Consider the following 23,156-nt stretch of genomic DNA (forward strand, 5'->3'; position numbering starts at 1 on the left):
CAAATTGTTTGAATGCTAGGCATTTTTTAATCCTCATCTTTAACATCAATATCCTCTGGAATGGGTGTATTACGCCAAATTTCGATTTCCTCCTTTATCAGTTCTAGTTGATTAAAATAAGTACTGAATTGCCCGCTATTAATCAGTATTTGATCTCCATCATAAACAGAACGGATGCGTCCCTCATAGACCAAACGCAGTACTTGATCCTCAGGCATACTAAGATCTATAGCTGTTTCTTCAATGGTTTTATACATAATTTTCGCTCCTTTTGTTGTTTATATTATAACGTCCCTTGCAAAGAAAGCATACTGTGGCTAATGTAAGAAAAAGAAATATGTTAATTGTTTGATTTTGGATAAATCTGTATTATTAATGTTAATGAGTGGTAAGGTCAAAGGGGGCAAAAAAGGATGTATCCATTTTTCGTACTACTAGCGGCAATATTGTGGGGGATGACAGGAACCGCACAAACATTCTTAGATGATGGAGTATCCCCGATAGCGGTAGCAACAGCTCGCTCTGCAATTGGTGGCGGACTATTATTAGCTATGGTCATTTTGCTACGTAAAATTAACTTTCGTAAATGGTCGTGGAAATGGACAATTTTAGCTGCTGCGAGCATTGCGTTATTCCAAGGTCTTTTTTTCACATCAATACGTCTAACAGGTGTAGCTATTGGAACAGTTGCAACGATTGGCAGTGCTCCTATGTTTTCAGGCGTTTTAGAATGGATACTATGGAAAACTCGACCGACAAAGGTGTGGGGCATAGCAACAATTATGGCAATACTCGGCTGCATTTTATTATTCGTTAATAATGGGGAAGGGGCTGTTCATATGGGAGGGATCGGACTAGCTCTTTGGGCAGGTTTCTCCTTCGCCATGTACACAAATATTAGTAAAAAGCTTATGACACAAGAGGAGGCACTTCCAGCAGTAGCGATGACATTTTCAATTTGTGCGTTATTTTTGCTTCCTTTCTCAATCAGTAGTGGTTTTAGCTGGTTAGCTGTCGCACACAATCTATGGACGATGCTGTTCATGGGAATAATGTGTACAAGCATAGCCTATTTATTGTTTTTAAAAGGTCTTCAGAAAATTACTTCATCGACGGCTGTAACACTATCACTAGCAGAGCCGTTGACAGCAGCTATACTTGGGGTCTTTTTAGTCGGAGAATATTTAAGTGTGACTTCCTGGATTGGTGTAGCAATGTTATTAGGTGGCATTGTTGTACTGACATTCGGAGGACGAAAAAAGATTTGAGAACAAGTCTTACACTATTTTTGTATGCGTGCCCCTAGAAAAAGCACCCAGTCGAAACGGAAATCAACCCCACGTTATGGTGATGAGCCAAATGGTGTTAACTAATACATTTGATAGGATTCATTAAAACCTTAAGAATTTCTTCATTTTTATAATAACTGGTTTTTAAGATTTAACAGGTACACTATTATTTGAGAGCGAGGTGCATATCATGACGAAACTAACAGTTCTTGTAACGGACGATGATCAAGATATTCGTGATGGTATTGAAATTTATTTGAAAAATGAAGGCTACAATGTCATTAAAGCTGCTGACGGCTTAGAGGCACTTGAAAAGCTAGAAAACAATGAAGTACATTTAATTATTTTAGATATTATGATGCCAAATATGGACGGAATTACAGCGACATTTAAGATTAGAGAAGCGCGCAATATTCCCATTATTATGCTTAGTGCGAAGGCAGAGGATGGCGACAAAATTCATGGCTTGTCTGTAGGTGCCGATGATTACGTCACAAAACCGTTTCATCCATTAGAGCTGTTGGCTCGGGTAAAATCACAGCTGCGACGATATGTACAACTTGGGACGTACAATGACGAAGCAGCAAAGGTGGAAATCGACGGACTTGTATTAGATGAAGACGCCAAGGAAGTCATTTTAGAAGGGGAACCTGTTCGATTAACACCAATCGAATATAAAATTACGGAATTATTAATGAAAAATGCAGGGCGTGTATTTTCAATTAGAGAGATTTATGAGCGTGTATGGAATGAGGAAGCCTACAATGCAGAAAATATTGTGGCAGTACACATTCGAAAAATACGTGAGAAAATCGAAGCAGATCCGAAAAATCCACGTTATTTAAAGGTGGTGTGGGGCGTTGGCTATAAAATGGAGAAATAAAATAGAGCAGTATATTACGATTACAGGGTTTGTAGCAGGGGTTATTGGGCTGATTTATTTCGGTGTGTTTGCGTATCAGCTAGTAAATGCCCGCTCTTCGGAGGTATTACAATTACTTAAGAAAATTTTATAGAGAGGAGTTATTAGTATGTTGAAAAATTGGAAACCTCTTTTCGCTCTTATATGTTTAATCTGGGTGATTTTCGGTATATTTACGTTCTCCAATATTGGGTATCAATATATTGGAAAGTCCTACTTCCAATCCGATGATTTCCAGCACGAACTTGATAATTTTCAGTCGGAGTTAGGACCATTAGTATTAAATTTACCAGTTGCTAAGGATTTAAAAAGTAAAATAGTGGTTACGCAAAATGAAGTTGAAGAGCATCGTAATCGCTATGGAACATTAGGAAGCCAGATAGATAATATTAAAGCTCAATATGAGGAACGTATTCAAGAAGCTGCTAATGTAAATGCAACGGACTTAAAAACAAAGCTTGAGAAAGAGCGAGATGAGAAAATTAAAGATATTACGGCAAACTTTGAGGATGATGAGCATGTTCGTAAGAAAATTCTTGCTGATAAGGAAGCACTCATTGATCAATATATAAAGGCAGCACAAGATGAAGCAAAGAATTTTGTGAAAAATAATAATTACTGGTCTTATGAATTAACGAACACTGAAACAGGCAAAACGTATCGTTCAGGCGATGTTTCTGACAGTAGCGCTTATAAAATAGAGTACACTGAGCAGCATCCATTAACTACTTCGAATATCAGTGGTAATTTAAGCCATGTTTTTTATCAAACTGATGTCCATATGGATACAGAGAGTATTACGGAAACTTCTGATTACACTGGTACCATTACACTTTCTAAAAAATCAGCACAATTTGCAGCTGTGATGGGGGATTATGACCATTTTAAGCGCAATCAATACATATTCTTCTTTATATGGTTAACGAGTATTGTAGCGGCTATTTTTGCATGGAAAGGGCGTAAAAAAGTACTGCAAATGGTACTAGGTATAAAGGAAAAAGAAGCTCTTACAAAGCTAAAAATTGATTTCCAAATTGGTTTATTGTTCATAACTGGTTCTATGTATTGGTTTACATCACATATTGTTATGGAATCAATTGAATTGCACTATCAATACAATTATGTACGCTTTATCTTGGATATACTATTTGAAGCAGGCGTCTTATTGATTATCGCGATAGCATTCTTTGTTCAGTTAATTTGGTTGTATGATCGAGTGAATACAGCACGGAAATTAGAAGAGAATTTAAAAGCTAGCTATCTATGGTCACTAGGAGAATCAATTACAGATTTATTTATAAATCGTTCCATTGCATTGCATTCCATTGTGATGATCGGAGCAGCGTTTTTCGGTGGTGGAAGTCTTGTTGCTACAATGTTAAGAGGTGGCGGTTTTCCCTTCTTTGTATTTGTCATCTGCGCAATGATCGGTATACCAGCCATGATTGTCTTCCTTTCTAGAATGGGCTATTTAAACCGAATTATGAAGGATACAAAAGACATGGCGGAAGGACGTTTAAATCGTGATGTGAAGGTAATGGGCAAATCACCGCTTGCAGGGCATGCAGAAAATCTTAATCATTTAAGAGAAGGCGTACGCACGTCCATGCATGAGCAGGCAAAAAGTGAGCGATTAAAAACAGAGTTAATTACGAATGTTAGTCATGATTTACGTACACCGTTAACGTCGATTATTACGTACACTGATTTACTGAAAAATCCTAATATTTCAGAGGAAGAGCGTAAGCAATATATTCATATTCTTGATAAGAAATCAGAGCGTTTGAAGGTATTAATAGAGGATCTTTTTGAAGTATCAAAAATGGCGAGTGGCAATATTGAGCTTCATCGTAGCCGAGTTGATTTAAATCAGCTGGTGCAGCAGGCCGTAGGGGAGCATGAGGAAGATTTAGCCAAGGCGCGTTTAGATTTACGTATGACAAAACCACATGAGCCAATCTACGCATATGTAGATGGTCAAAAATGGTGGAGACTAATTGATAATTTAATTGTCAATGTATTGAAATATGCATTAGAAGGCACACGTGTCTATGTTACATTAAAACATACGCCTGAGGGCGATGCGGAATTCACGGTAAAGAATGTCGCCAAATATGAAATTAGCGAGGATGCCGAAGAATTATTTGAACGCTTTAAACGAGCAGATGCTTCACGTCATACAGAGGGCTCAGGGCTCGGCTTAGCCATAGCGCAATCCATCGTAGATTTACATGGTGCTCGTATGAGTATAGAAATAGACGGAGATTTATTTAAGGTAATCGTCCGAATTCCAGTTGCATAGACAAAAAACAGCGGCAAACATTTTGCCGCTGTTTTCCTTATGGTGAAAAATAAAATATGTGAGGAAATCCTTTTGAATGTTGTGAATTTCCATCCGTCATTTTGGCCCTTTATTCAGTCGCTTTAGTGGGACCATCCGCGACTTGGACGTTTCTATCCACGATTTTTGCTGTTCTATCCACGATTTTGACGTTTCTATCCGTCACTTGGACCCTTCTATCCGTCGTTCCGGCATTTCATCCCGTGGCTTAAGCACTTCTATCCGTCGTTCCGGCCCTTCATTTCGTCACTTAGGCTACTCGTTGTACCGAAGAGCCTTACAATTTTCAATATCACACCTTAATTTCATTAGAATAGTAGTTTTTCTTAGTTATAACCCTAAATTCTTGGCAATAATTACTTTCATAACTTCGTTGGTACCGGCATAAATAGACATGACAGGAATATCTCGATATCTTCTAGCAATCTTATATTCTTCCATATAACCGTAGCCACCATGTAACTGCATACATTGGATAGCAAGTTCACGTGCATTTTCTGTTATCCAGTATTTTGCCATTGATACTTTTGTTACAACATCATTTCCTGCAATATGCTCTTCTATTAAAGATTCTAAAAAAGATTTGCCAAGCTCAATTTTTGTTGCCATTTCCGCTATTTTAAATTGTGTGTTTTGGAAATCACTAATTGACTTACCAAAAGCTTCGCGTGATTTTACATAATCAATCGTTAAGGCTAGCATATCCTCAGCAGCCGTTTGTGCAGCAATGGCCACTGCTAAACGCTCTTGCTGCAACTTTTCCATCATATAGATAAAGCCTTTACCTTCTTCACCGAGAAGATTTTCTACAGGTATTCGACAATCCTCGAAATATAGCTCAGCTGTGTCCTGTGCATGCATTCCGACTTTTTCGAGCTTGCGGCCTTTCGTGAAGCCAGGTGTCCCGTCCTCTATGACAAGAAGGCTAATGCCACGATGTTTTTTTTCTGCCTGAGGGTTTGTTTTGACAGCCACAACCGCCAAGTTTGTATGAATACCATTTGTAATAAATGTTTTTTGTCCGTTGACGATGTAATGATCGCCATCACGAATGGCAGTTGTTTGGAGGTTTGCTAAATCTGAACCTGCGCCTGGCTCTGTCATAGCAATCGCTGTAATATATTCACCTGTAACACATTTAGGTAGCCAGCGTGATTTTTGCTCATTTGAGCCATATGCCTCAATATAGGGCACGACGATATCGTTATGCAAACCAACGCCAATAAGACTTGAACCTACTCGCTCTAGCTCTTCTTGAATAGTAACGCCGAAGCTAAAATCGAGCCCGAGACCGCCATATTGTTCTTCTACTTGGGGACATAGATAGCCCATTTCTCCGAGCTTACGCCAAAAATCAAGTGGAATAAGATGATCTTTCTCCCATTGTGGATAGTGTGGTTCAGCTTCTTCTGCTAAAAACTTACGTAAAGTTTTACGAAATAACTCATGCTCTGTTGATTCGAATTTGTATCTTGTCATTGGAACAGCACCCCTTTTTCACTCGTAAATGTGTAAATTTTCTTACTATTTATAATGTTACTGGAAAAATGGGCGAAGTTAAAGAGTATTAATCAAAAAGTGGGGATCATTACCATGATGTAGGGTTGACTTCCGTTCCGGATGTGCGCTTTGTTGCCGCTGACGCTTCGCTTTCGCGCAGATAAACATTGTTGCTGTCGCTACGCTTTCGCACAGAGCAGAGCTTCCTGGGTGAGTCCGATGAGCCGCCTGGGCCACAAATGTTTTTTGCGCGAAAGCGTAGTGCTAACAAAGCGGCAGCGGCAACAGCATCGATGTTGGTCACGAAGGCGTTATTACAGGACGTGATGCTCTTAGCCTTCGTTCCTCTATCGCTGTTCCCCAAGGAGCCGCCCAGCCTCCACTCTAATAGCGAAAGTGGTAAGTAATCGCTTAAATTACGAAATTGTCACTTTCCTATTAGGGATTGTCATGTAAATCATACGATTGAATTCCCAGGAAGATGTACACTTGATATAAGGTGCCAATTGGTAGTCCTTTTTCCCTTACTTTCTAAAGACGAATAGTGAAAGTACTTAGAGCAAATATAAATAGTAAGTATAATGCTATAATCGACTAAGAAAATATAAAAGTGGAGGACTAAAATATGCCTAAAGTAATTGGTGGAATTCTTTTAATAAGTATATATAGTGCATTAACTTTTTACTTAGGGTGGGGATTAAGGCAATGGCTTGTGGCAATGGAATGGTTCCGTTATCCAATTTTATATTGGTTAGTGCTATATATCATTGCATTTAGTATTATTATTGGCAGACTGCATGAGTCTTTACGAGTGTTTTCGATTATTAGTAATTACTGGATGTTTATTTTTGAATACGGGTTATTGCTTTGTATGGCAGCACACTTGATTATTTGGTCAAGTCCCTTTAAAAATGTACAGATAATTGGTAGTATAGCAATTGCTATGTTGTTTGTACTAAGTGTTGTAGGCTCCTATTTGGCGTATTCTCCTGTAGTCCGTCATTTAGAAATAACGATGGATAAAAAAAGTAGTAAGTTAGAGTCATTGAGAGTTGTAGTAGCATCAGATTTTCATTTAGGTGTTCTATCACACAAAAAACATTTACAGCGCTTTGTTACTTTATCGAATGAAGCAAAGCCTGATATCGTCTTTTTAGTTGGGGATATTGTGGATGATGATCCTAAATGGTTTGTTCAAGAAGGAATGGCAGATGTGATGAAGAAGCTAACTTCTACATACGGAGTATATGGTGTACTTGGTAATCACGAATATTACGGCAAGAAAATTCCTGAATTTGTTGAAGAGATGGAAAACGCAAATGTGAAAATTTTGAGGGACGAAACTATTAGAATCGATAATGCGTTACTATTAACGGGTCAAGAGGATAGGACAAACAAGGATAGAAAGCAACTAGATGCATTGAAGTTAACAGATGACTTGCCTTGGTTTGTAATGAATCATACCCCAAATAATATAAATACACCTGCAAAAATGGGTGTAGACTTTCATATGTCAGGGCATACGCATAAAGGTCAACTATGGCCTAATCAGTATATAACGGCTCGTGTATTTGAGCTCGATTATGATTATAAGATGAAGGGGAAAATGCATACACTTGTTTCATCAGGTTTTGGCTTTTGGGGTCCTCCGATGCGAATAGGCAGCCGTTCAGAATTATGGGTGGTAGATATCAATTTCCATTAAATCATAAAGGCGGCAGAAGCTAGTGTTTAGACTGTTCGATGTTAAACAGCTATAATTATATTTTTGTGTTAATGTTGTCTACTCACAGCTGAAGACTATAGCCAATGTACATGAAAAAGAGTATTTTATTATATGTGGATATTTAATTAATAAAAGGTAAGGTGAAGATGTGGATATCATAGAGTTATTAAAGGCGTTAATTTTAGGTATGGTCGAAGGGTTGACAGAGTTTGCACCAGTGTCATCGACAGGTCATATGATTATTGTGGACGATATGTGGCTAAAGACAGAGGAGTTTTTAGGGATGTATCCCGCTAATACATTTAAAATTGTTGTTCAACTAGGTTCTATATTAGCCGTAGTCGTTGTGATGTGGAAACGAATGTTGAGCTTAGTAGGGCTATATAAAATCGAGGGACAATCTACTTCGATGAAAGGTCGCTTCAACTTAATGCATGTTATTGTGGGCATGTTGCCAGCAACTGTATTAGGTTTTGCATTTAAAGACTTTATCGATGATCATTTATTTAAAGTAGAACATGTAATTTATGCTTTAATAGCAGGGGCAATTTTAATGATTATTGCAGATAAATTTGCACCGAAAAAACCAAAAGTGGATTCGCTAGATAAGATTTCTTATGGTTTAGCATTTAAAGTAGGTTTAGTACAATGTTTATCACTTTGGCCAGGGTTTTCTCGTTCGGGTGCAACAATCTCTGGTGGTGTACTATTTGGTATGAGTTATCGTGTAGCGGCAGATTTTACTTTCATTATGGCAGTACCAATTATGGCAGGTGCTAGTCTAGTATCTGTATTGAAAAACTGGGATACGCTATCTATGGATTATTTTGGATTCTATGCAGTGGGCTTCATTAGTTCATTTATTTTTGCATTACTGTCTATTAAATTCTTCGTTGCACTTGTTTCAAAAGTGAAATTAATGCCATTTGCTATTTATCGTTTAGTACTAGCTGCTGTATTGGCTTTTATTATCTTTATGTAAATTAGAAAGTCACTCTTCTGTTAAAGGTTGAGTGGCTTTTTTAGTTTATCCCACATTAACGGGCAATAAGACTACCAACTTGAAATTTAACGAAAGAAGGTAGGAGAATAACTGAAATTTTCTATTTTCTGTTTATTTTGGTGTTTTCATGACTCATCATTAAAAGTTGTGTGTGACATTTATTTAAACGTATGAGCGGAGACTGGGCGACTCCTTGGGGATTAACGATAGAGGAACGAAGGCTAAAACCATCATGCCCTGTGATAACGCCCTCGTGACCAACATCATGATGCTGCCGCTACGTTAGCACTACGCTTTCGCGCAAAAAACATCATGATGCTGCCGCTAAGTTAGCACTACGCTTTCGCGCAAAAAACATCGTGCCACTGCCGCTGCGTTAGCACTACGCTTTCGCGCAAAAAACATCTGTTGGCCCGAGACCCTGGAGCGAAGCGAAACGGCTCATCGGACGCCCCCAGGAAGCTTTGCTCTGTGCGAAAGCGAAGCGTCAGCGGCAAATGTTTTATCTGCGCGAAAGCGAAGCGTCAGCGGCAACAAAGCGCCCAGTCGGAACGGAAATCAACCACACGTTATGGGGATAAGTCCAGTTTCTATTATTTAATATAAATAGGATAAAGTCGCTTAATAGAAGGATAAAACAACAAATAGACGAATGAAGTATGTAGAGTGATAGAAAGTATGAGTTATTGTACAAGTAAAGATAAGAAATTCCTAGAAAATGCGCGTTCTAAGTGTTACGCTATAGGCGAATTAAATAGAGGGGTGTTCGGAATATGAAAAAGAAATTATTTATTACACGTAAGTTCCCAACGCATATAATTGAGCCATTAAAAGAGTATTATGATATCGATCAATGGGAGGAAGAGGAAATTGTTATACCGCGAGAAAAACTACTGGCAGCTGTCGCGGATTGTGATGCATTGTGGGTGACGCTTGCTGATCAAGTCGATGAAGAGTTATTATTACACGCACCCAATTTAAAACTGGTGACCAATTTAGCGGTTGGATTTAATAATATTGATATTAAAGCTTTGCGTAAGCGCGGAATAATGGCAACAAATACTCCAGGAGTTTTAACAAATACCACTGCTGATTTTGTAATGGGATTATTGCTTGCGACTGCTCGTAGAATACCAGAAAGCGAACGATATTTACGCGAAGGTAAATGGAAAAGCTGGTATCCAATGCAATTAGTAGGTAAAGATGTGTCAGGAGCTACTATAGGAATTATTGGCATGGGGCGTATTGGACAGGCTGTTGCAAGACGAGCAAAAGGGTTTGATATGAAAATTTTATATAACAATCGTAGACGTCGCCATGAGGCTGAAGAAATGTATGGATTTCAGTATGTGTCGTTGGAGGATCTTTTACAGCAATCGGATTTTGTTGTGATTATGACGCCGTATAATAATGATACGGTAGGACTTATAGGAGCAGAGGAACTTGCTTTAATGAAGGATGACGCGGTGTTAATCAATGCATCACGTGGTGGCATTATTGATGAGAAGGCACTTTATGAAACTTTGAAAAGTGGTAAGCTGTGGGCAGCAGGTCTAGATGTGTTTGAACATGAACCGATTGCGTTGGATCACCCATTATTGACGCTTCCAAATGTTTTAGCGCTTCCGCATATCGGTAGTGCCTCGCTTCAGACTAGAACGGCTATGCTGATGCTGAACGTTAAGGCTCTTACTGCATTTGGACAGGGCAAGGCTCCATCGAATCGAATAGATTGATGACACAGAAGATGGAGGGTGCTTTTTTTAACAAAGCGTAAGGGGAAACGTAACGATAGAAGTACCGAAAAACGGGGAATTCAATTGTTTTATTCATCTATAAGAAAAGGAGCACATCGAAAAAAGATGTGCTCCTTTTAAAAATAGGGCTAATGCGTCTATTATTTATTAAACATATCAAATAAACCGCCGATGCCGCCTTCACCTCTAGATTGACCGCCACCGCCTTGTGAAATTGGTGCTGCAGCGAAGACGCGGCTTGCTAAACGGCTAAATGGTAATGATTGAATCCATACTTTACCTGGCCCCTTTAAAGTCGCGAAGAAGATACCTTCACCACCGAATAGAGCAGTTTTTACGCCCCCAACCATTTCGATATTGTAATCTACATCGGATGTCATAGCAACTAAGCAACCTGTATCCACACGTAATACTTCACCAGGTTGTAGCGTTTTTTCGTGAATTGCTCCACCTGCATGAACAAAAGCCATACCATCTCCTTCTAGCTTTTGCATAATGAAGCCTTCACCACCGAAGAACCCTGCACCGATTTTTTTCTGGAATTCAACACCAACTGAAACTCCTTTTGCGGCAGCTAAAAACGCATCTTTTTGACAAATAATTTTGCCGTTTAATTGACTTAAATCCATTGGTATAATCTTACCAGGGTATGGAGAAGCAAAATACACATGACGTTTACCTGAACCAACGTTTGTAAATGTCGTCATAAATAAACTTTCACCTGTAATTAGGCGTTTTCCAGCTCCGAATAATTTTCCCATAAGGCCATTTTCTTGGCTTCCTCTTGAACCGTCACCAAAGATTGTTTCCATATGGATAGAATCATCCATCATCATTAAAGCACCAGCTTCAGCTACCACTGTTTCCTGTGGATCAAGCTCAACCTGCACGTATTGCATATCATCGCCATATAATTTGTAGTCAATTTCATGATTATTCATAATAGGATTCCTCCAAAAAAAGTAATTTTGTTATATATACGATTATAAGTCACATTAGTTTCAATGTATAATTAATTAATTTAGAAAAAAAGGGATTAAGATAGGAAATGTCGAATATAAAAAACTAGAATGTGTATTTTATTTTCGTTTAGCTAAAATTTTTGTGATTGATATCCAGTGCTCACAAAAGAATTCCATCAGTGACTCTTCATCTATGTTTAGCTAAAAGAAAATAAAGCCTCTGGCGATTTTCATCGATGTTGTTAAGCTGAAAGTATAGCTTTATAGATTATCATTTGTTGAAAATTCGGAATTTTGACACATTTAATTCTGTAATAGATGATATCTGTCCGAAGCGATGCGGCTGGTAACGACGGAGCAGAGGCATCATAGATATTTCAGGGGGTGTTTGTAGTGGAAATCAAAAACTATATCGGTGGTGAATGGGTAACATCACATTCACATTTACAAAGTATAGTAGTGACCAACCCTGCAAATGGGGAGCAGCTGGCTACAATACCGCGTTCTACGGCAAGTGAGGTAGATGAAGCGGTAGCAGTTGCGAAGCAAGTACAAAAAAGCTGGGCATTAGTACCTGCGCCTAGACGTGCTGACTATTTATATGCCATCGGTCAAAAAATGAAAGAGAAGAAGGAGCATTTGGCGACCGTTTTAACAAAAGAAATGGGGAAGGTCATCGAAGAAGCTAGAGGTGAAGTACAAGAAGGGATCGATATGGCTTATTATATGGCTGGTGAGGGGCGTAGGTTGTTTGGGGAAACAACACCGTCTGAGCTTGCCAATAAATTTGCTATGAGTGTACGGGCACCTATTGGAGTTGTTGGTTTAATAACTCCGTGGAATTTCCCAGTTGCCATTGCTACATGGAAGTCGTTCCCTGCAATTGTTGCGGGTAATACGTTTATTTGGAAGCCTTCTAATGAGACACCAATGATGGCGTATGAAATGGGTAAAATTTTTGAAGAGGTGGGCTTACCAGGCGGAGTAGCAAATATTGTCTTTGGTACAGGTCCGACAGTAGGAGCTGCATTAATTGAACATCCTGACGTCAAGGTCATTTCATTTACCGGCTCTACAACAACAGGCAGTAAGGTGGCAGAGCTAGGTGGTAAACATTTGAAAAAGGTTTCATTGGAGATGGGTGGAAAAAATGCAGTCATCGTTATGGATGATGCGGATTTACAGCTAGCTACTGAAGGAATCTTATGGAGTGCATTTGGCACTGCTGGTCAAAGGTGTACGGCATGTAGTCGTGTTATCGTGCATAAAGATGTAAGAGAGGAATTAGAAAAACGTCTATTGGAAGAAATGCGAAAGCTAACAATTGGAGACGGCCTAGATGAAGGTGTAAAAATCGGACCTGTAATTAATAAAGCCGCATTGGAAAAAATTAATCACTATGTGCAAATCGGCAAACAGGAAGGCGCGACATTATTAGCTGGAGGTAGAATTTTATCTGAGCCTCCTTATGATAAAGGGTTTTATTATGAGCCTACGCTATTTACTAATGTGAAGCCTGACATGATTATTGCACAGGAAGAAATCTTTGGTCCGGTCGTTTCGCTAATTGAAGTAGCAAGTTTGGATGAAGCAATCGAAGTAAACAATGGCGTAAAGTTTGGCTTATCAAGTTCAATTTTCTCACAAAATGTTAATACGATTTTCCGCGCACAACGAGATTTAGATACAGGTATTGTTTATGTGAATGCAGGCACAACGGGTGCTGAAATCCATTTACCATTTGGTGGCACAAAGGGTACGGGGAATGGTCACCGTGATTCAGGTGTTGCTGCTTTGGATGTTTATACAGAATGGAAAAGCATTTATGTAGACTATAGCGGTAAATTACAAAGAGCACAAATCGATACAGAATAACAGATCAATGAAAGGGGATGTTCTTGATGAAAGTTGTTGTATTAGGTGCAGGTTTAATGGGGAAAGAGGTAGCTCGTGATTTAATAAAAAATAGCAAAGTAGAGCGTGTGTTTTTAGGGGATATAGACGTAAAAATAGCACAGGATTTTGTGGACTCGTTAAATACAGATAAGGTTGAAGTTGTAGAGCTTCATGCGGAGCGTGATGACTCGTTAATGGGGGTCATCTCTAAAGGCGATGTCGTCGTTAATGCTTTATTCTATTCCTTTAATGAGCGTGTAGCAAGAGCAGCCATTGAGGCGGGTGTTCATTCCGTAGATTTAGGTGGTCATATTGGCGGTGTAACGGAAAAAATATTAGATCTTAATGAAGAAGCAAAAGCAAAAGGTGTAACGATTATACCAGATTTGGGTGTTGCCCCAGGTATGGTCAACATATTAGCGGGTTACGGTGCTTCGAAATTAGATGAGGTAGAATCGATTAAACTTTTTGTTGGTGGTATTCCTACAGAGCCTAAGCCGCCTCTTCATTATACACGGGTATTTTCTCTAGATGGTGTCTTTGATCATTATACAGAGCCATCAAAGACGATTCAAAAAGGCAAACTTCAAGAAGTTCCATCATTATCAGGTGTTGAGCCTATTTATTTCGAAGGTTTTGGTGTGCTTGAGGCATTTTATACATCTGGCGGCATATCGACATTGTATAAGACATTCCCAAATGTCAGCACATTAGAATATAAAACAATTCGTTATAAGGGACATGCAGAGAAATTTAAGCTATTAGCAGATCTAGGATTCCTTGATGCTGGTAATAAGGTAGCGGTAGAAGATCAGGAAGTTCCTGTGCGTGCAGTTGTTCGTGAGGCACTTAAAAAGAAGCTTGAGCTTGGTACAAAACAAGATGCAGTACTACTGCGTGTTATTGTAGCAGGTGAAAAAGCACAGCAGCAGGTGACTTATGAGTACGAAATGATTGTGCGTAAAGATATGACGATTAATGAAACAGCTATGGCTCGTGCAACAGCTAATACAATTTCTGTCGTGGCACAGATGATTGGGGAAGATAAAATTACAGAGCGCGGTGTATTTGCGCCTGAATCAATTGTACCAGGTGATACTTATATTGAAGAGATGGCAAAACGAGGCGTTGTTATAAAGGAAACCTCTCATAAATCTACAATGATCGTGAAATGGTAGGTGCCTAGTCTTGAATTTCGAATTTACTACTGAGCAAGAAATGCTACGAAAAACAGTCCGGCAGTTTGTGGATGATGAAATCATTCCACATATTGCGAAGTGGGATACTGAAGGTGGCTTTGATCCGAAGATTTGGTCAAGACTTGCTGACCTTGGACTAATGGGTGTTTGTGTACCTGAACAATACGGTGGCAGTGGCATGGATTACAATGCGCTGGCCATCGTCTGCGAAGAACTTGAACGTGGGGATACAGCGTTTCGCACTGCTGTTTCAGTTCATACAGGGTTGAATAGTATGACCTTAATGCAATGGGGAACAGAGGCTCAAAAACAGCAATACCTTGTTCCGCAGGCGAAAGGTGTTCGGATTGGGGCGTTTGGTTTAACAGAGCCTGGCGCAGGGTCAGATGTAGCGGCGATGTCTACCACAGCTGTACGTGATGGAGATGATTACGTCTTAAATGGGCAAAAAACATGGATTTCTTTATGTGATATAGCTGACCACTTTATCGTCTTCGCCTACACTGATAAAGCGAAGAAACATCATGGTATTAGCGCCTTTATCGTAGAGCGATCCATGGCGGGCTTCACATCGAAGGCCATTAAAGGCAAATACGGTATTCGTGCTGGCAATACTGGGGAGCTCTTTTTCGAAGATCTACGTATACCTGTAGAGAATCGTCTAGGAGAAGAAGGGGAAGGTTTTAAAATTGCCATGTCTGCGCTAGATAATGGTCGTTTTACAGTAGCAGCAGGTGCTGTCGGTCTCATTCAAGCATGTATCGAGGCGAGCGTGAAATACTGTCATGAACGCGAGACCTTTGGAAAATCTATTGGAGAACATCAGCTAGTTGGGCAAATGATTGCCAAAATGGAAGCGGGCTATCAAATGAGTCGCTTGCTTGTATATCGTGTTGGTGAGTTGAAAAACAAAGGGGTACGCAATACACGAGAGACATCATTAGCAAAGTGGCAGGCTTGTGATTTTGCCAATAAAGCAGCGGATGATGCTGTACAAATTTATGGTGCATATGGTTATTCGGATGAATATCCAGTCGCTCGTTATTTACGTAACTCGAAAGCCCCAGTGATCTATGAAGGTACGCGTGAGATTCATACAGTCATGCAGGCGGATTATGTATTAGGAAAACGTCAAGATAAGCCACTAGCAAAAATGCTACCGAGATGGCCATTTGAAGAGTAAGCATCTTATCAAGACTTTTTATATTAGGCTTATTTTTTAAACACATGAATACACAGATCTAAATGTCAAATGAAAAACAACTTGGTCCCCTTTCTAAGGAGAGGAGGCTAGGTTGTTTTTATTTTAACTTTTAAAATGACATGTAACTACTTATTGTAGGTTTGTAATGAAGTTTGATTAAAGTTCCTCACAAACCTTGATTTTAAAATAAAGAAAACGACTCTCTTTGAACAATATTTGATAAAACAAGGTCACTTTTAATATTGATAGATTTCAGGTGTGTTGATTAACCATTTTCATACATTCGAAGAGGCTGATTTCCGTTACAGGCTCTTGCTAACCTGAGCCCATTACCTGAACCTCGCTTTAATCTTCTTTAATCAACCTTTTTACAGTGTTTAATTAGTTTTTTTATAACAATTGACAATGAAGATTATTTGATTTAGTATAAACTTAAAATATTTTAATTAAAAAGTTTTAAGTTTATTGCGGGAAGGAGAAATAAATGTGTTGAATGAACTCTTTGAAGATTTGTATATGAAACTTGCTATGAATTTTTATAAAAATTCATCTCGAGGTCAAACAGTAGAGATTGAAAATATAAGTGCTGTAGAAATGGCATGCCTTGAAGTTGTATATTTCTTAAAAAAGCCTACATATAGCGAGCTAGCAGAGTTTTTTAATATATCACAGCCGAATGCCACGTATAGAATCAACAAATTGATTAAAAAAGGATATCTTACAAAATTCAATGACGAAAAAGATAAACGTGTATATTACCTTCAAGTAACAGATAAATTTATGGAGTATTACAGTCTTAATGATAATTATATGAATAATATAATTATGAATTTGAAAAAAAGATGTACCGCAGAGGAAATAGAACAATTTGAAAAAATGTTAAAAATACTAGTAAAAGAAGCTATGGAGTAATTACAGATGGAATTTTAAATTGCAAAATAGGATGAGAAATACCAATACAGTATCTTTATTAGTAGAATTGCAAAAGCGTTTAGATATTGAAGTATCTATTTCAGATTTCGATCATGATAAATGGGAAACACCAAATATGATTGTTAAGAAATTGGGAGATCTACGATGAAAAAAGTAACCTTTGGAGAGATGAAATGGAATGGATTTATGAATTATTTCAACAGTATGGATACTATGTTGTATTAGTTGGATTGCTGTTAGAATATATCGCTTTTCCTTTCCCAGGGGAGCCAACATTAGTTTATGCAGGGTATTTAGTACATACAGGAGACTTAAATTTACTGATATTAATTATACTATCGTTTATTGGGACAAGTGTTGGGATGACGATTCAGTATTTTCTAGGTAATAAACTAGGTATGCCGTTTGTACAAAAGTATGGAAAGTATGTGTTTTTAACACAGAGAAAAATCGATTTAACGAAAATGTGGTTTGATAAATATGGATATTTCCTGCTTTTTATTGGATTCTTCATTCCAGGTGTACGTCATTTTACTGGATACTTTGTAGGAATAATCAATTTATCATTTCGCCGTTTTGCAATAATAATTTATTCAGGTGCTCTGTTTTGGGTATCGTTCTTCTTAATTGGTGGTTACTGGTTAGGTGATAAAATGCATTCTGTCTTTAGTATGATGGGACAGCATGTCTGGGAGATTGTTTTTGGCGTTATTATAATTGTAGCTATTATTCGATTCCGTAAACAATTGAAACGTTTATTTGTACAAAATACAAATTAATTTGGAACCCATTCATGTAAAAAATTAGAAGCCTCATAGACAGTTAGAGCTATTTCACATCAATGATTCTTATAGAAAGAGATGTTGGTACATGAAGAAAACAATTAAAGAACAAAAGTCGATATTAATTATACTTCTAAGCAATGTATTCATTGCTTTTCTCGGAATTGGTCTTGTCATTCCTGTTATGCCGTCATTTATGAATAGCATGCAATTATCAGGAAAAACGATGGGGTATCTTATTGCCGTATTTGCGATGGCACAGCTACTTATGTCACCACTCGCAGGTCGTTGGGTTGACCGTTATGGCAGGAAGAACATCATCACAATCGGTTTATTCCTTTTTGGTATTTCAGAACTTATCTTTGGTTTGGGCACGCATGTATCGGTGCTTTATCTATCAAGGATGTTAGGGGGAATTAGTGCCGCCTTTATTATACCAGGTGTTACTGCATATGTTGCAGATATTACATCCGTTCAGGATCGACCAAAAGCGATGGGCTATGTTTCTGCCGCCATTAGTACTGGCTTTATTATAGGACCTGGCTTTGGAGGCTTTATTGCAGAATACGGTATACGCATGCCCTTCTTCTTTGCGGCAGCTATTGCCTTTGTAGCGTGCATTTTATCAATATTTATTTTAAAAGAGCCGCTTACAAAAGAACAACTTGCAGAAATTTCTGCTAAAACAAAGCAAACAAACTTTATAAAAGATCTAAAAAAATCACTTAATCCACTTTATTTCATTCCATTTATCATTGTATTTGTACTCGCTTTCGGCTTGTCTGCATATGAAACTGTTTTTAGTCTATTTTCTGATCATAAATTCGGCTTCACGCCGAAGGACATTGCAACCATTATTACGATAAGCGCAATCTTCGGTGTTATTGTGCAAATATTTATGTTTGGAAAAATGGTAGATAAACTCGGTGAAAAGAAATTGATCCAATTATGTTTAATTACAGGTGCAATATTGGCGGTTATATCCACCGTGATCTCAGGATTTTGGGCAGTGTTGGTGGTAACTAGCCTCATCTTCCTCGCATTTGACTTGCTTCGTCCGGCATTGACGACATTTTTATCAAAATCTGCCGGTAAAGATCAAGGGTTTATTGCTGGAATGAACTCGACCTATACGAGCTTAGGTAATATCATCGGGCCAACGATAGGCGGAATACTATTTGACGTAAACGTCCACTATCCTTACCTTTTCGCTGCTGTTATTATGGTCATTGGCCTCGGTATTACATTTGTGTGGAAAGAAAAACAATTGACAGAAGACTTAGTGGGATAATTAGAAAAGTGGGGGAAGCCTTCAGAACAATCAAATCCCAAATTGTTCCGGTGACATTCAAAGAAGCTCTCTTTGTGGACATAGACAATTCCCTAATTCGAAAAGTTTTACCTAGTATTATCGTTTACTTAAATACCATTCACAATATAATTAGCAGTTTGTGGAGAAGTCGAGAAATCAATTTCGCCTCTATCTCACCACCTTCAGAGGGGGATTCTTCTGTATCTGTCGCTATAAAATGAAAATTCTATTTTTCAAGGTGTGCTGTAAGACTGTTTTTTTATCCATTGTGTTGGTTTGAATGAATTGGAGGTTTAATATACTGTGAAATTTATACCCTGTATGATTACAATTGGAAACTTTATTTGCGGACTTCTTGCTATTCGCTCTTTGTTTATTCAAGATTTCTATACAGCAGCGGTCTTCATTTTTGTTGGTATGTTTCTTGACTTTTTCGACGGCATGGTCGCACGTAAGCTAAATGCCGTTTCGGATATTGGGAAGGAACTTGATTCTTTTGCTGATTTGATTACGTTTGGTGTGGCTCCGGCTATGCTTGCTTACAATGTAGCATTGTATAGTATTCCGTATATTGGGATTTTGTGTACGCTGGCATATGGCACTTGTGGAGCAATTCGCCTATCAAGATTTAATGTTCTTCAAAGCAAGTCTCCGACATTCATTGGAATGCCGATCCCATTCGCAGGAATATGTCTTGTTATATTAAGTTTTATGAATAACTCAATCGTATTAGCATTAAGCACATGTGTGCTTTCTTATTTGATGGTGAGCACGATTAAGTTTCCACATTTTAAAAGACTTGCGGTTGAAAATTCAGAGGTGGAAAGATGGGAACAATTCAAGAATTAATCGGATCTTATGGGTATATAGCAATTTTTTTAATGTTGCTTCTTGGAATCGTTGGATTGCCGATACCCGATGAAGTCCTAATGACAATTGTCGGTTATTTTACAAATATTCATGTCCTGAATTATGAACTTGCTATTTTCGTTAGTTTTGCAGGAGCGCTTATAGGGATGATGATCAGTTATCTAATCGGAAGAAAAGCTGGTCGTCCTTTAATAGCTAAATATGGAAAATGGATAGGGCTGAAAGAAAAGAGAATGATGAAAGTAGAAAGGTGGATGAAGAAATACGGGCCGTATACACTTCTTTTCGGATACTTTATTCCCGGTTTCAGACACGTAACCTGTTACTTTGCGGGAATCGGCAAAATGAAATTAAAAACATATATTACGTTTGCTGCGATTGGTGCTTTTTTATGGTGTTTCACCTTTATTACAATTGGAAAGGTCGTAGGGGTTATACAGGATTAATCCCATTTCCTTATTCGAGTATTGCCCCACATCCATCAACTTAAGAATTTAATAACGCCCTAAAATAAGAAAATGTACAATTTTATATAAAGTTGTACATTTTTTCGTTTTTTGGATAGTTGTATTGATGCTAGTGATAAAGTTAAATAATACGATCAGCCTTAATATGAGAGCAAATCTAAAGAGTGGATTAATTTGTCTAATCAGCAGGTGTGTTGCTTGAAAAAAATTCAGAATAGTGTAACTTTCCTGTTCTTTGGTAGTCTAATTAATAAACAACATTATGAAAGGAAGGAAAAATGATGAAAAATAAGTGGATAGCCATTTTACTCATCGCCGTACTAGCTAGTTTGCCAGGAACTTTTTCGCTGATGGTGCCCCAAAAAGTGGAGGCACAGACTGCAAGTGCGAGTATGACAAAGCATAGCTGGCAAGTGTCCTTTACAGAGGCAATAAAGGAAAGCAAAATAACGGATGCCAATGTATACGTAACAAATAGCAAAAATAAAAAGGTGCTAGCAACAATAACATTGGGGGACGATAAAAAGACACTGATCGTTAGCGATTTAGCACCTGGTAGCTATAAATTACATGTGAATAAAGAAGCATTTGCACTAAGCGGAACTAAAACAGCCTCACAAGTAATACCATTTACCATCATTGAAAAGCTAGAAGCGGTAAAATCAGAAAAAGAGCTGCAACAATATTTCGAAGCACTTTTAGCCAACCACTCACAAAAAGAATTGGACTATGAAACAAGCGTAGAAATGGCAAGCAACGAGGAGAAAGCGAGTGCAAAAGATGCCTCCACAACAAATAATCAAGTAGAGGGCGTGGAGGAAGGTGATATCGTTGTTGTTAAAGATGACTTTATTTATGCTGTAAAGGATCAAAGTATTACGGTAGTTGATGCGAAAGATCCGAAAAATTTAAAATTAGCAACAACAATCAAGCTGAAAGGATCACAATATATTTCGAAGCTAGCATTATATAATAATTTATTAATAGCGATTGGAGACGAATATTTAGAAAAAGCAGACACAAGTATGTTGACAGCTACTTTGTATGATATTTCAAATCCTAAGAATCCTAAGTTTATACGTGAAGTGGGGCAAGAGGGATATTTACAGGATATTCGAATAACAAACGACACATTATATTTAATCGGTAATATGTATACGAATTATTGGATGCTTCGAGAGCAAAAAGCGCCAGATTTAAAACCAAAAACATTTGATAGTTTAGAAGGTAAAGAGTACAAAAGCTTACCTTTAGAGAAAATTTCTATTTTACCAAATACTATGGATGGAACATATAGCTTGATTACAGCTATAGATTTAAAAAATGGTGCCAAGACAACTGCAAATACTAAGGGATATTTAGGTGGCAGTAGTGGGCTTTATATGTCGGAGAATGCACTTTATTTAACAACACCAATTTATGATGGAAGTCCAGACGTTCCTGCTGCTGGTCGCATTACGGATATGATCTGGATGCCGAGAACAACGGATACACAAGTTTTTAAATGGAATGTTGATGGAACTGCCCTGAATTTTGTAGGTACTACGAAAGTAAAAGGATCCGTGTTAAACCAATATTCAATGGATGAGTATGAGGGCAATTTCCGCATCGTTACAACGGAAGGGAACATGTGGGATGAAAAAAATATATCACGTAACCACCTATTTATTTTAGATGAAAATTTACACCAGCTTGGTGCGGTAAAAGATTTAGCTCCTGGTGAAAAAGTGTATTCTGCACGCTTTATGGGTGAAAGAGCATATGTGGTAACTTTTAAACAAGTTGATCCACTGTTTGTGATTGATGTAGCAAATCCAAAGAATCCAACAGTATTAGGTGAACTGAAGATTCCAGGCTTTAGTAACTATTTACATCCATTAGACGATACGCATTTAATCGGCATTGGCTATGATACAGAGCAACGTTATGATGCCAATTCAAAGCGTAATTTTACAGTTACAACAAATATGAAAATGTCATTGTTTGATGTTTCAGATTTCAAAAATCCAAAGGAACAATCTTCAGTGAAAATCGGTGGTAAGGGCTCGTACTCGGATGTTCAATACAATCCTAAAGCGCTATTTCGTAATCCAGAATACAATTACTTTGGTTTCCCGGTTGTCCTTTATGAGGCAGGGAAGGGAGATGAAATTGTCTACAAAGGTCAAGGCGCACAAATCTATGAAATCACTGCGGATAAAGGCATTGTGCTAAAAGGAAATATCATTAACGAAAGCACTGGCGAGCAGTTTGAAAATTGGGAGCAGCTTGTACAGCGTGTAATCTATATAGATGACGCTCTTTACACAGTAGCACGCAATGAAGTGAAGAGTTATAACTTAAAAGACTTTAAGCCACTTGATACATTAACAATAAAATAAATAGAAAGTCCAATAAACCCAAGATTGAGTTTATTGGACTTTTTATGTTGTTGAAAAACTATTAGGTCAGAGAGATTAAAGTGCCATATTAAATGAAGTAAGATTCTTCTGCAAAACGAGGGGGTGATTTCCGTTCCGACTGGGCGCTTTTGTCGCTGACGCTTCGCTTTCGCGCAGATAAAACATTTGTCGCTGACGCTTCGCTTTCGCGCAGATAAAACATTTGTCGCTGACGCTTCGCTTTCGCGCAGATAAAACATTTGTCGCTGACGCTTCGCTTTCGCGCAGATAAAACATTTGTCGCTGACGCTTCGCTTTCGCGCAGATAAAACATTTGTCGCTGACGCTTCGCTTTCGCGCAGATAAAACATTTGTCGCTGACGCTTCGCTTTCGCGCAGATAAAACATTTGTTGCTGTCGCTTCGCTTTCGCACAGAGTAAAGCTTCCTGGGGACGTCCGATGAGCCGACACGAGTAGTCACGAAGGCGTTATCACAGAACGTGATGCCGCTGACGCTTCGCTTTCGCGCAGATAAAACATTTGCTCTTAGCCTTCGTTCCTCTAATTGCTCACTCGAGGGTCTCATTTGTGACGCTGTGATCCCAAAGGAG

21 protein-coding genes and 1 pseudogene are annotated in these 23,156 nt (G+C 38.3%); 17 read left to right on the forward strand and 5 right to left on the reverse strand.

All coding sequences use genetic code 11. The features are described 5' to 3' along the window. Positions 1-26 precede the first annotated feature (26 nt). Complete coding sequence (locus tag AB9L17_RS01995; RefSeq protein ID WP_068985115.1) at positions 27-257, reverse strand: excisionase; 231 nt, start codon at positions 255-257, stop codon at positions 27-29. A 156-nt stretch (positions 258-413) separates the two neighbouring features. Between AB9L17_RS01995 and AB9L17_RS02000 the strand changes: the two genes are divergently transcribed. The 4 genes from AB9L17_RS02000 to AB9L17_RS02015 all read left to right on the forward strand — a co-directional run bounded on the left by AB9L17_RS02000 (position 414) and on the right by AB9L17_RS02015 (position 4,513). Further along, positions 414-1,268, forward strand: a complete 855-nt coding sequence (locus AB9L17_RS02000; RefSeq protein ID WP_068985116.1) for a DMT family transporter — start codon at positions 414-416, stop codon at positions 1,266-1,268. A 211-nt stretch (positions 1,269-1,479) separates the two neighbouring features. Beyond that, positions 1,480-2,172 carry a response regulator transcription factor gene (locus AB9L17_RS02005; RefSeq protein ID WP_068985117.1) on the forward strand — a complete coding sequence of 231 codons (693 nt, stop codon included), beginning with the start codon at positions 1,480-1,482 and terminating at the stop codon, positions 2,170-2,172. After that, a complete protein-coding gene (locus AB9L17_RS02010) occupies positions 2,150-2,305 on the forward strand; it encodes a hypothetical protein (RefSeq protein ID WP_375199968.1) in 156 nt (51 codons plus the stop codon). Before AB9L17_RS02005 ends, AB9L17_RS02010 begins: the two co-directional genes overlap by 23 nt. A 15-nt stretch (positions 2,306-2,320) precedes the next feature. After that, a complete protein-coding gene (locus AB9L17_RS02015) occupies positions 2,321-4,513 on the forward strand; it encodes a sensor histidine kinase (RefSeq protein ID WP_375199969.1) in 2,193 nt (730 codons plus the stop codon). A gap of 369 nt (positions 4,514-4,882) precedes the next feature. Here AB9L17_RS02015 and AB9L17_RS02020 read toward each other — a convergent pair whose 3' ends face one another. Both AB9L17_RS02020 and AB9L17_RS02025 read right to left on the reverse strand, forming a co-directional pair. Next, positions 4,883-6,031, reverse strand: a complete 1,149-nt coding sequence (locus AB9L17_RS02020; RefSeq protein WP_375199970.1) for an acyl-CoA dehydrogenase family protein — start codon at positions 6,029-6,031, stop codon at positions 4,883-4,885. Between the two features lie 109 nt (positions 6,032-6,140). Then, positions 6,141-6,416: a hypothetical protein gene (locus AB9L17_RS02025; protein WP_375199971.1), complete on the reverse strand. Its 276-nt coding sequence runs from the start codon at positions 6,414-6,416 to the stop codon at positions 6,141-6,143. A gap of 261 nt (positions 6,417-6,677) precedes the next feature. Between AB9L17_RS02025 and AB9L17_RS02030 the strand changes: the two genes are divergently transcribed. The 3 genes from AB9L17_RS02030 (at position 6,678) to AB9L17_RS02040 (ending at position 10,517) form a co-directional block, all read left to right on the forward strand. Beyond that, complete coding sequence (locus AB9L17_RS02030; protein ID WP_375199972.1) at positions 6,678-7,757, forward strand: metallophosphoesterase; 1,080 nt, start codon at positions 6,678-6,680, stop codon at positions 7,755-7,757. Between the two features lie 169 nt (positions 7,758-7,926). Further along, the gene (locus AB9L17_RS02035) at positions 7,927-8,760 is read left to right on the forward strand and encodes an undecaprenyl-diphosphate phosphatase (RefSeq protein ID WP_068985121.1); all 834 of its coding nucleotides are present in this window, start codon (positions 7,927-7,929) and stop codon (positions 8,758-8,760) included. Positions 8,761-9,554: 794 nt separating this feature from the next. Continuing rightward, positions 9,555-10,517, forward strand: coding sequence for a 2-hydroxyacid dehydrogenase (locus AB9L17_RS02040; protein WP_068985122.1), 963 nt, complete (start codon positions 9,555-9,557; stop codon positions 10,515-10,517). Positions 10,518-10,678: 161 nt separating this feature from the next. On the opposite strand, the gene AB9L17_RS02045 is transcribed toward AB9L17_RS02040, so the two are convergent. Beyond that, a complete protein-coding gene (locus AB9L17_RS02045) occupies positions 10,679-11,479 on the reverse strand; it encodes a TIGR00266 family protein (protein WP_068985123.1) in 801 nt (266 codons plus the stop codon). A 414-nt stretch (positions 11,480-11,893) separates the two neighbouring features. Here AB9L17_RS02045 and AB9L17_RS02050 point away from each other — a divergent pair, with 414 nt between their 5' ends. The 10 genes and pseudogenes from AB9L17_RS02050 to AB9L17_RS02095 all read left to right on the forward strand — a co-directional run bounded on the left by AB9L17_RS02050 (position 11,894) and on the right by AB9L17_RS02095 (position 22,544). Beyond that, the gene (locus AB9L17_RS02050; protein WP_068985124.1) at positions 11,894-13,375 is read left to right on the forward strand and encodes an aldehyde dehydrogenase family protein; all 1,482 of its coding nucleotides are present in this window, start codon (positions 11,894-11,896) and stop codon (positions 13,373-13,375) included. Positions 13,376-13,401: 26 nt separating this feature from the next. Next, the gene (locus AB9L17_RS02055; protein WP_068985125.1) at positions 13,402-14,574 is read left to right on the forward strand and encodes a saccharopine dehydrogenase family protein; all 1,173 of its coding nucleotides are present in this window, start codon (positions 13,402-13,404) and stop codon (positions 14,572-14,574) included. A gap of 10 nt (positions 14,575-14,584) precedes the next feature. Continuing rightward, entirely contained in the window at positions 14,585-15,778 is a 1,194-nt protein-coding gene (locus AB9L17_RS02060; protein WP_223554520.1) for an acyl-CoA dehydrogenase family protein, read from the forward strand. A 507-nt stretch (positions 15,779-16,285) separates the two neighbouring features. Then, a complete protein-coding gene (locus AB9L17_RS02065) occupies positions 16,286-16,711 on the forward strand; it encodes a MarR family transcriptional regulator (RefSeq protein ID WP_083227035.1) in 426 nt (141 codons plus the stop codon). A gap of 43 nt (positions 16,712-16,754) precedes the next feature. Further along, positions 16,755-16,880 (forward strand): annotated as a pseudogene (dltC, locus tag AB9L17_RS02070) (D-alanine--poly(phosphoribitol) ligase subunit 2); the annotation flags it as partial. 25 nt (positions 16,881-16,905) lie between these two features. Continuing rightward, a complete protein-coding gene (locus AB9L17_RS02075) occupies positions 16,906-17,511 on the forward strand; it encodes a DedA family protein (RefSeq protein WP_068985127.1) in 606 nt (201 codons plus the stop codon). A 91-nt stretch (positions 17,512-17,602) separates the two neighbouring features. Beyond that, entirely contained in the window at positions 17,603-18,805 is a 1,203-nt protein-coding gene (locus tag AB9L17_RS02080) for an MFS transporter (protein WP_375199973.1), read from the forward strand. A gap of 324 nt (positions 18,806-19,129) precedes the next feature. After that, the gene (gene pssA, locus AB9L17_RS02085) at positions 19,130-19,675 is read left to right on the forward strand and encodes a CDP-diacylglycerol--serine O-phosphatidyltransferase (protein ID WP_068985129.1); all 546 of its coding nucleotides are present in this window, start codon (positions 19,130-19,132) and stop codon (positions 19,673-19,675) included. Next, a complete protein-coding gene (locus tag AB9L17_RS02090) occupies positions 19,654-20,142 on the forward strand; it encodes a DedA family protein (RefSeq protein WP_068985130.1) in 489 nt (162 codons plus the stop codon). Before pssA ends, AB9L17_RS02090 begins: the two co-directional genes overlap by 22 nt. Before the next feature lie 299 nt (positions 20,143-20,441). Beyond that, positions 20,442-22,544 carry a beta-propeller domain-containing protein gene (locus AB9L17_RS02095; RefSeq protein WP_375199974.1) on the forward strand — a complete coding sequence of 701 codons (2,103 nt, stop codon included), beginning with the start codon at positions 20,442-20,444 and terminating at the stop codon, positions 22,542-22,544. A gap of 88 nt (positions 22,545-22,632) precedes the next feature. Here AB9L17_RS02095 and AB9L17_RS02100 read toward each other — a convergent pair whose 3' ends face one another. Continuing rightward, positions 22,633-23,016 (reverse strand): hypothetical protein, encoded by a 384-nt coding sequence (locus AB9L17_RS02100; protein WP_375199975.1) that lies wholly within the window; start codon positions 23,014-23,016, stop codon positions 22,633-22,635. Between the last annotated feature and the right edge of the window lie 140 nt (positions 23,017-23,156).

The organism is Lysinibacillus sp. RS11 (assembly GCF_042019215.1).
GTDB lineage: Bacteria > Bacillota > Bacilli > Bacillales_A > Planococcaceae > Lysinibacillus > Lysinibacillus xylanilyticus_A.

What these genes read in the sequence shown, in the direction of transcription:
- AB9L17_RS01995 (WP_068985115.1), bottom strand. Translation starts at nt 257, where the DNA reads ATGTATAAAACCATTGAAGAAACAGCTATAGATCTTAGTATGCCTGAG.
- AB9L17_RS02000 (WP_068985116.1), top strand. Translation starts at nt 414, where the DNA reads ATGTATCCATTTTTCGTACTACTAGCGGCAATATTGTGGGGGATGACA.
- AB9L17_RS02005 (WP_068985117.1), top strand. Translation starts at nt 1,480, where the DNA reads ATGACGAAACTAACAGTTCTTGTAACGGACGATGATCAAGATATTCGT.
- AB9L17_RS02015 (WP_375199969.1), top strand. Translation starts at nt 2,321, where the DNA reads ATGTTGAAAAATTGGAAACCTCTTTTCGCTCTTATATGTTTAATCTGG.
- AB9L17_RS02020 (WP_375199970.1), bottom strand. Translation starts at nt 6,031, where the DNA reads ATGACAAGATACAAATTCGAATCAACAGAGCATGAGTTATTTCGTAAA.
- AB9L17_RS02030 (WP_375199972.1), top strand. Translation starts at nt 6,678, where the DNA reads ATGCCTAAAGTAATTGGTGGAATTCTTTTAATAAGTATATATAGTGCA.
- AB9L17_RS02040 (WP_068985122.1), top strand. Translation starts at nt 9,555, where the DNA reads ATGAAAAAGAAATTATTTATTACACGTAAGTTCCCAACGCATATAATT.
- AB9L17_RS02045 (WP_068985123.1), bottom strand. Translation starts at nt 11,479, where the DNA reads ATGAATAATCATGAAATTGACTACAAATTATATGGCGATGATATGCAA.
- AB9L17_RS02055 (WP_068985125.1), top strand. Translation starts at nt 13,402, where the DNA reads ATGAAAGTTGTTGTATTAGGTGCAGGTTTAATGGGGAAAGAGGTAGCT.
- AB9L17_RS02075 (WP_068985127.1), top strand. Translation starts at nt 16,906, where the DNA reads ATGGAATGGATTTATGAATTATTTCAACAGTATGGATACTATGTTGTA.
- AB9L17_RS02080 (WP_375199973.1), top strand. Translation starts at nt 17,603, where the DNA reads ATGAAGAAAACAATTAAAGAACAAAAGTCGATATTAATTATACTTCTA.
- AB9L17_RS02090 (WP_068985130.1), top strand. Translation starts at nt 19,654, where the DNA reads ATGGGAACAATTCAAGAATTAATCGGATCTTATGGGTATATAGCAATT.
- AB9L17_RS02095 (WP_375199974.1), top strand. Translation starts at nt 20,442, where the DNA reads ATGATGAAAAATAAGTGGATAGCCATTTTACTCATCGCCGTACTAGCT.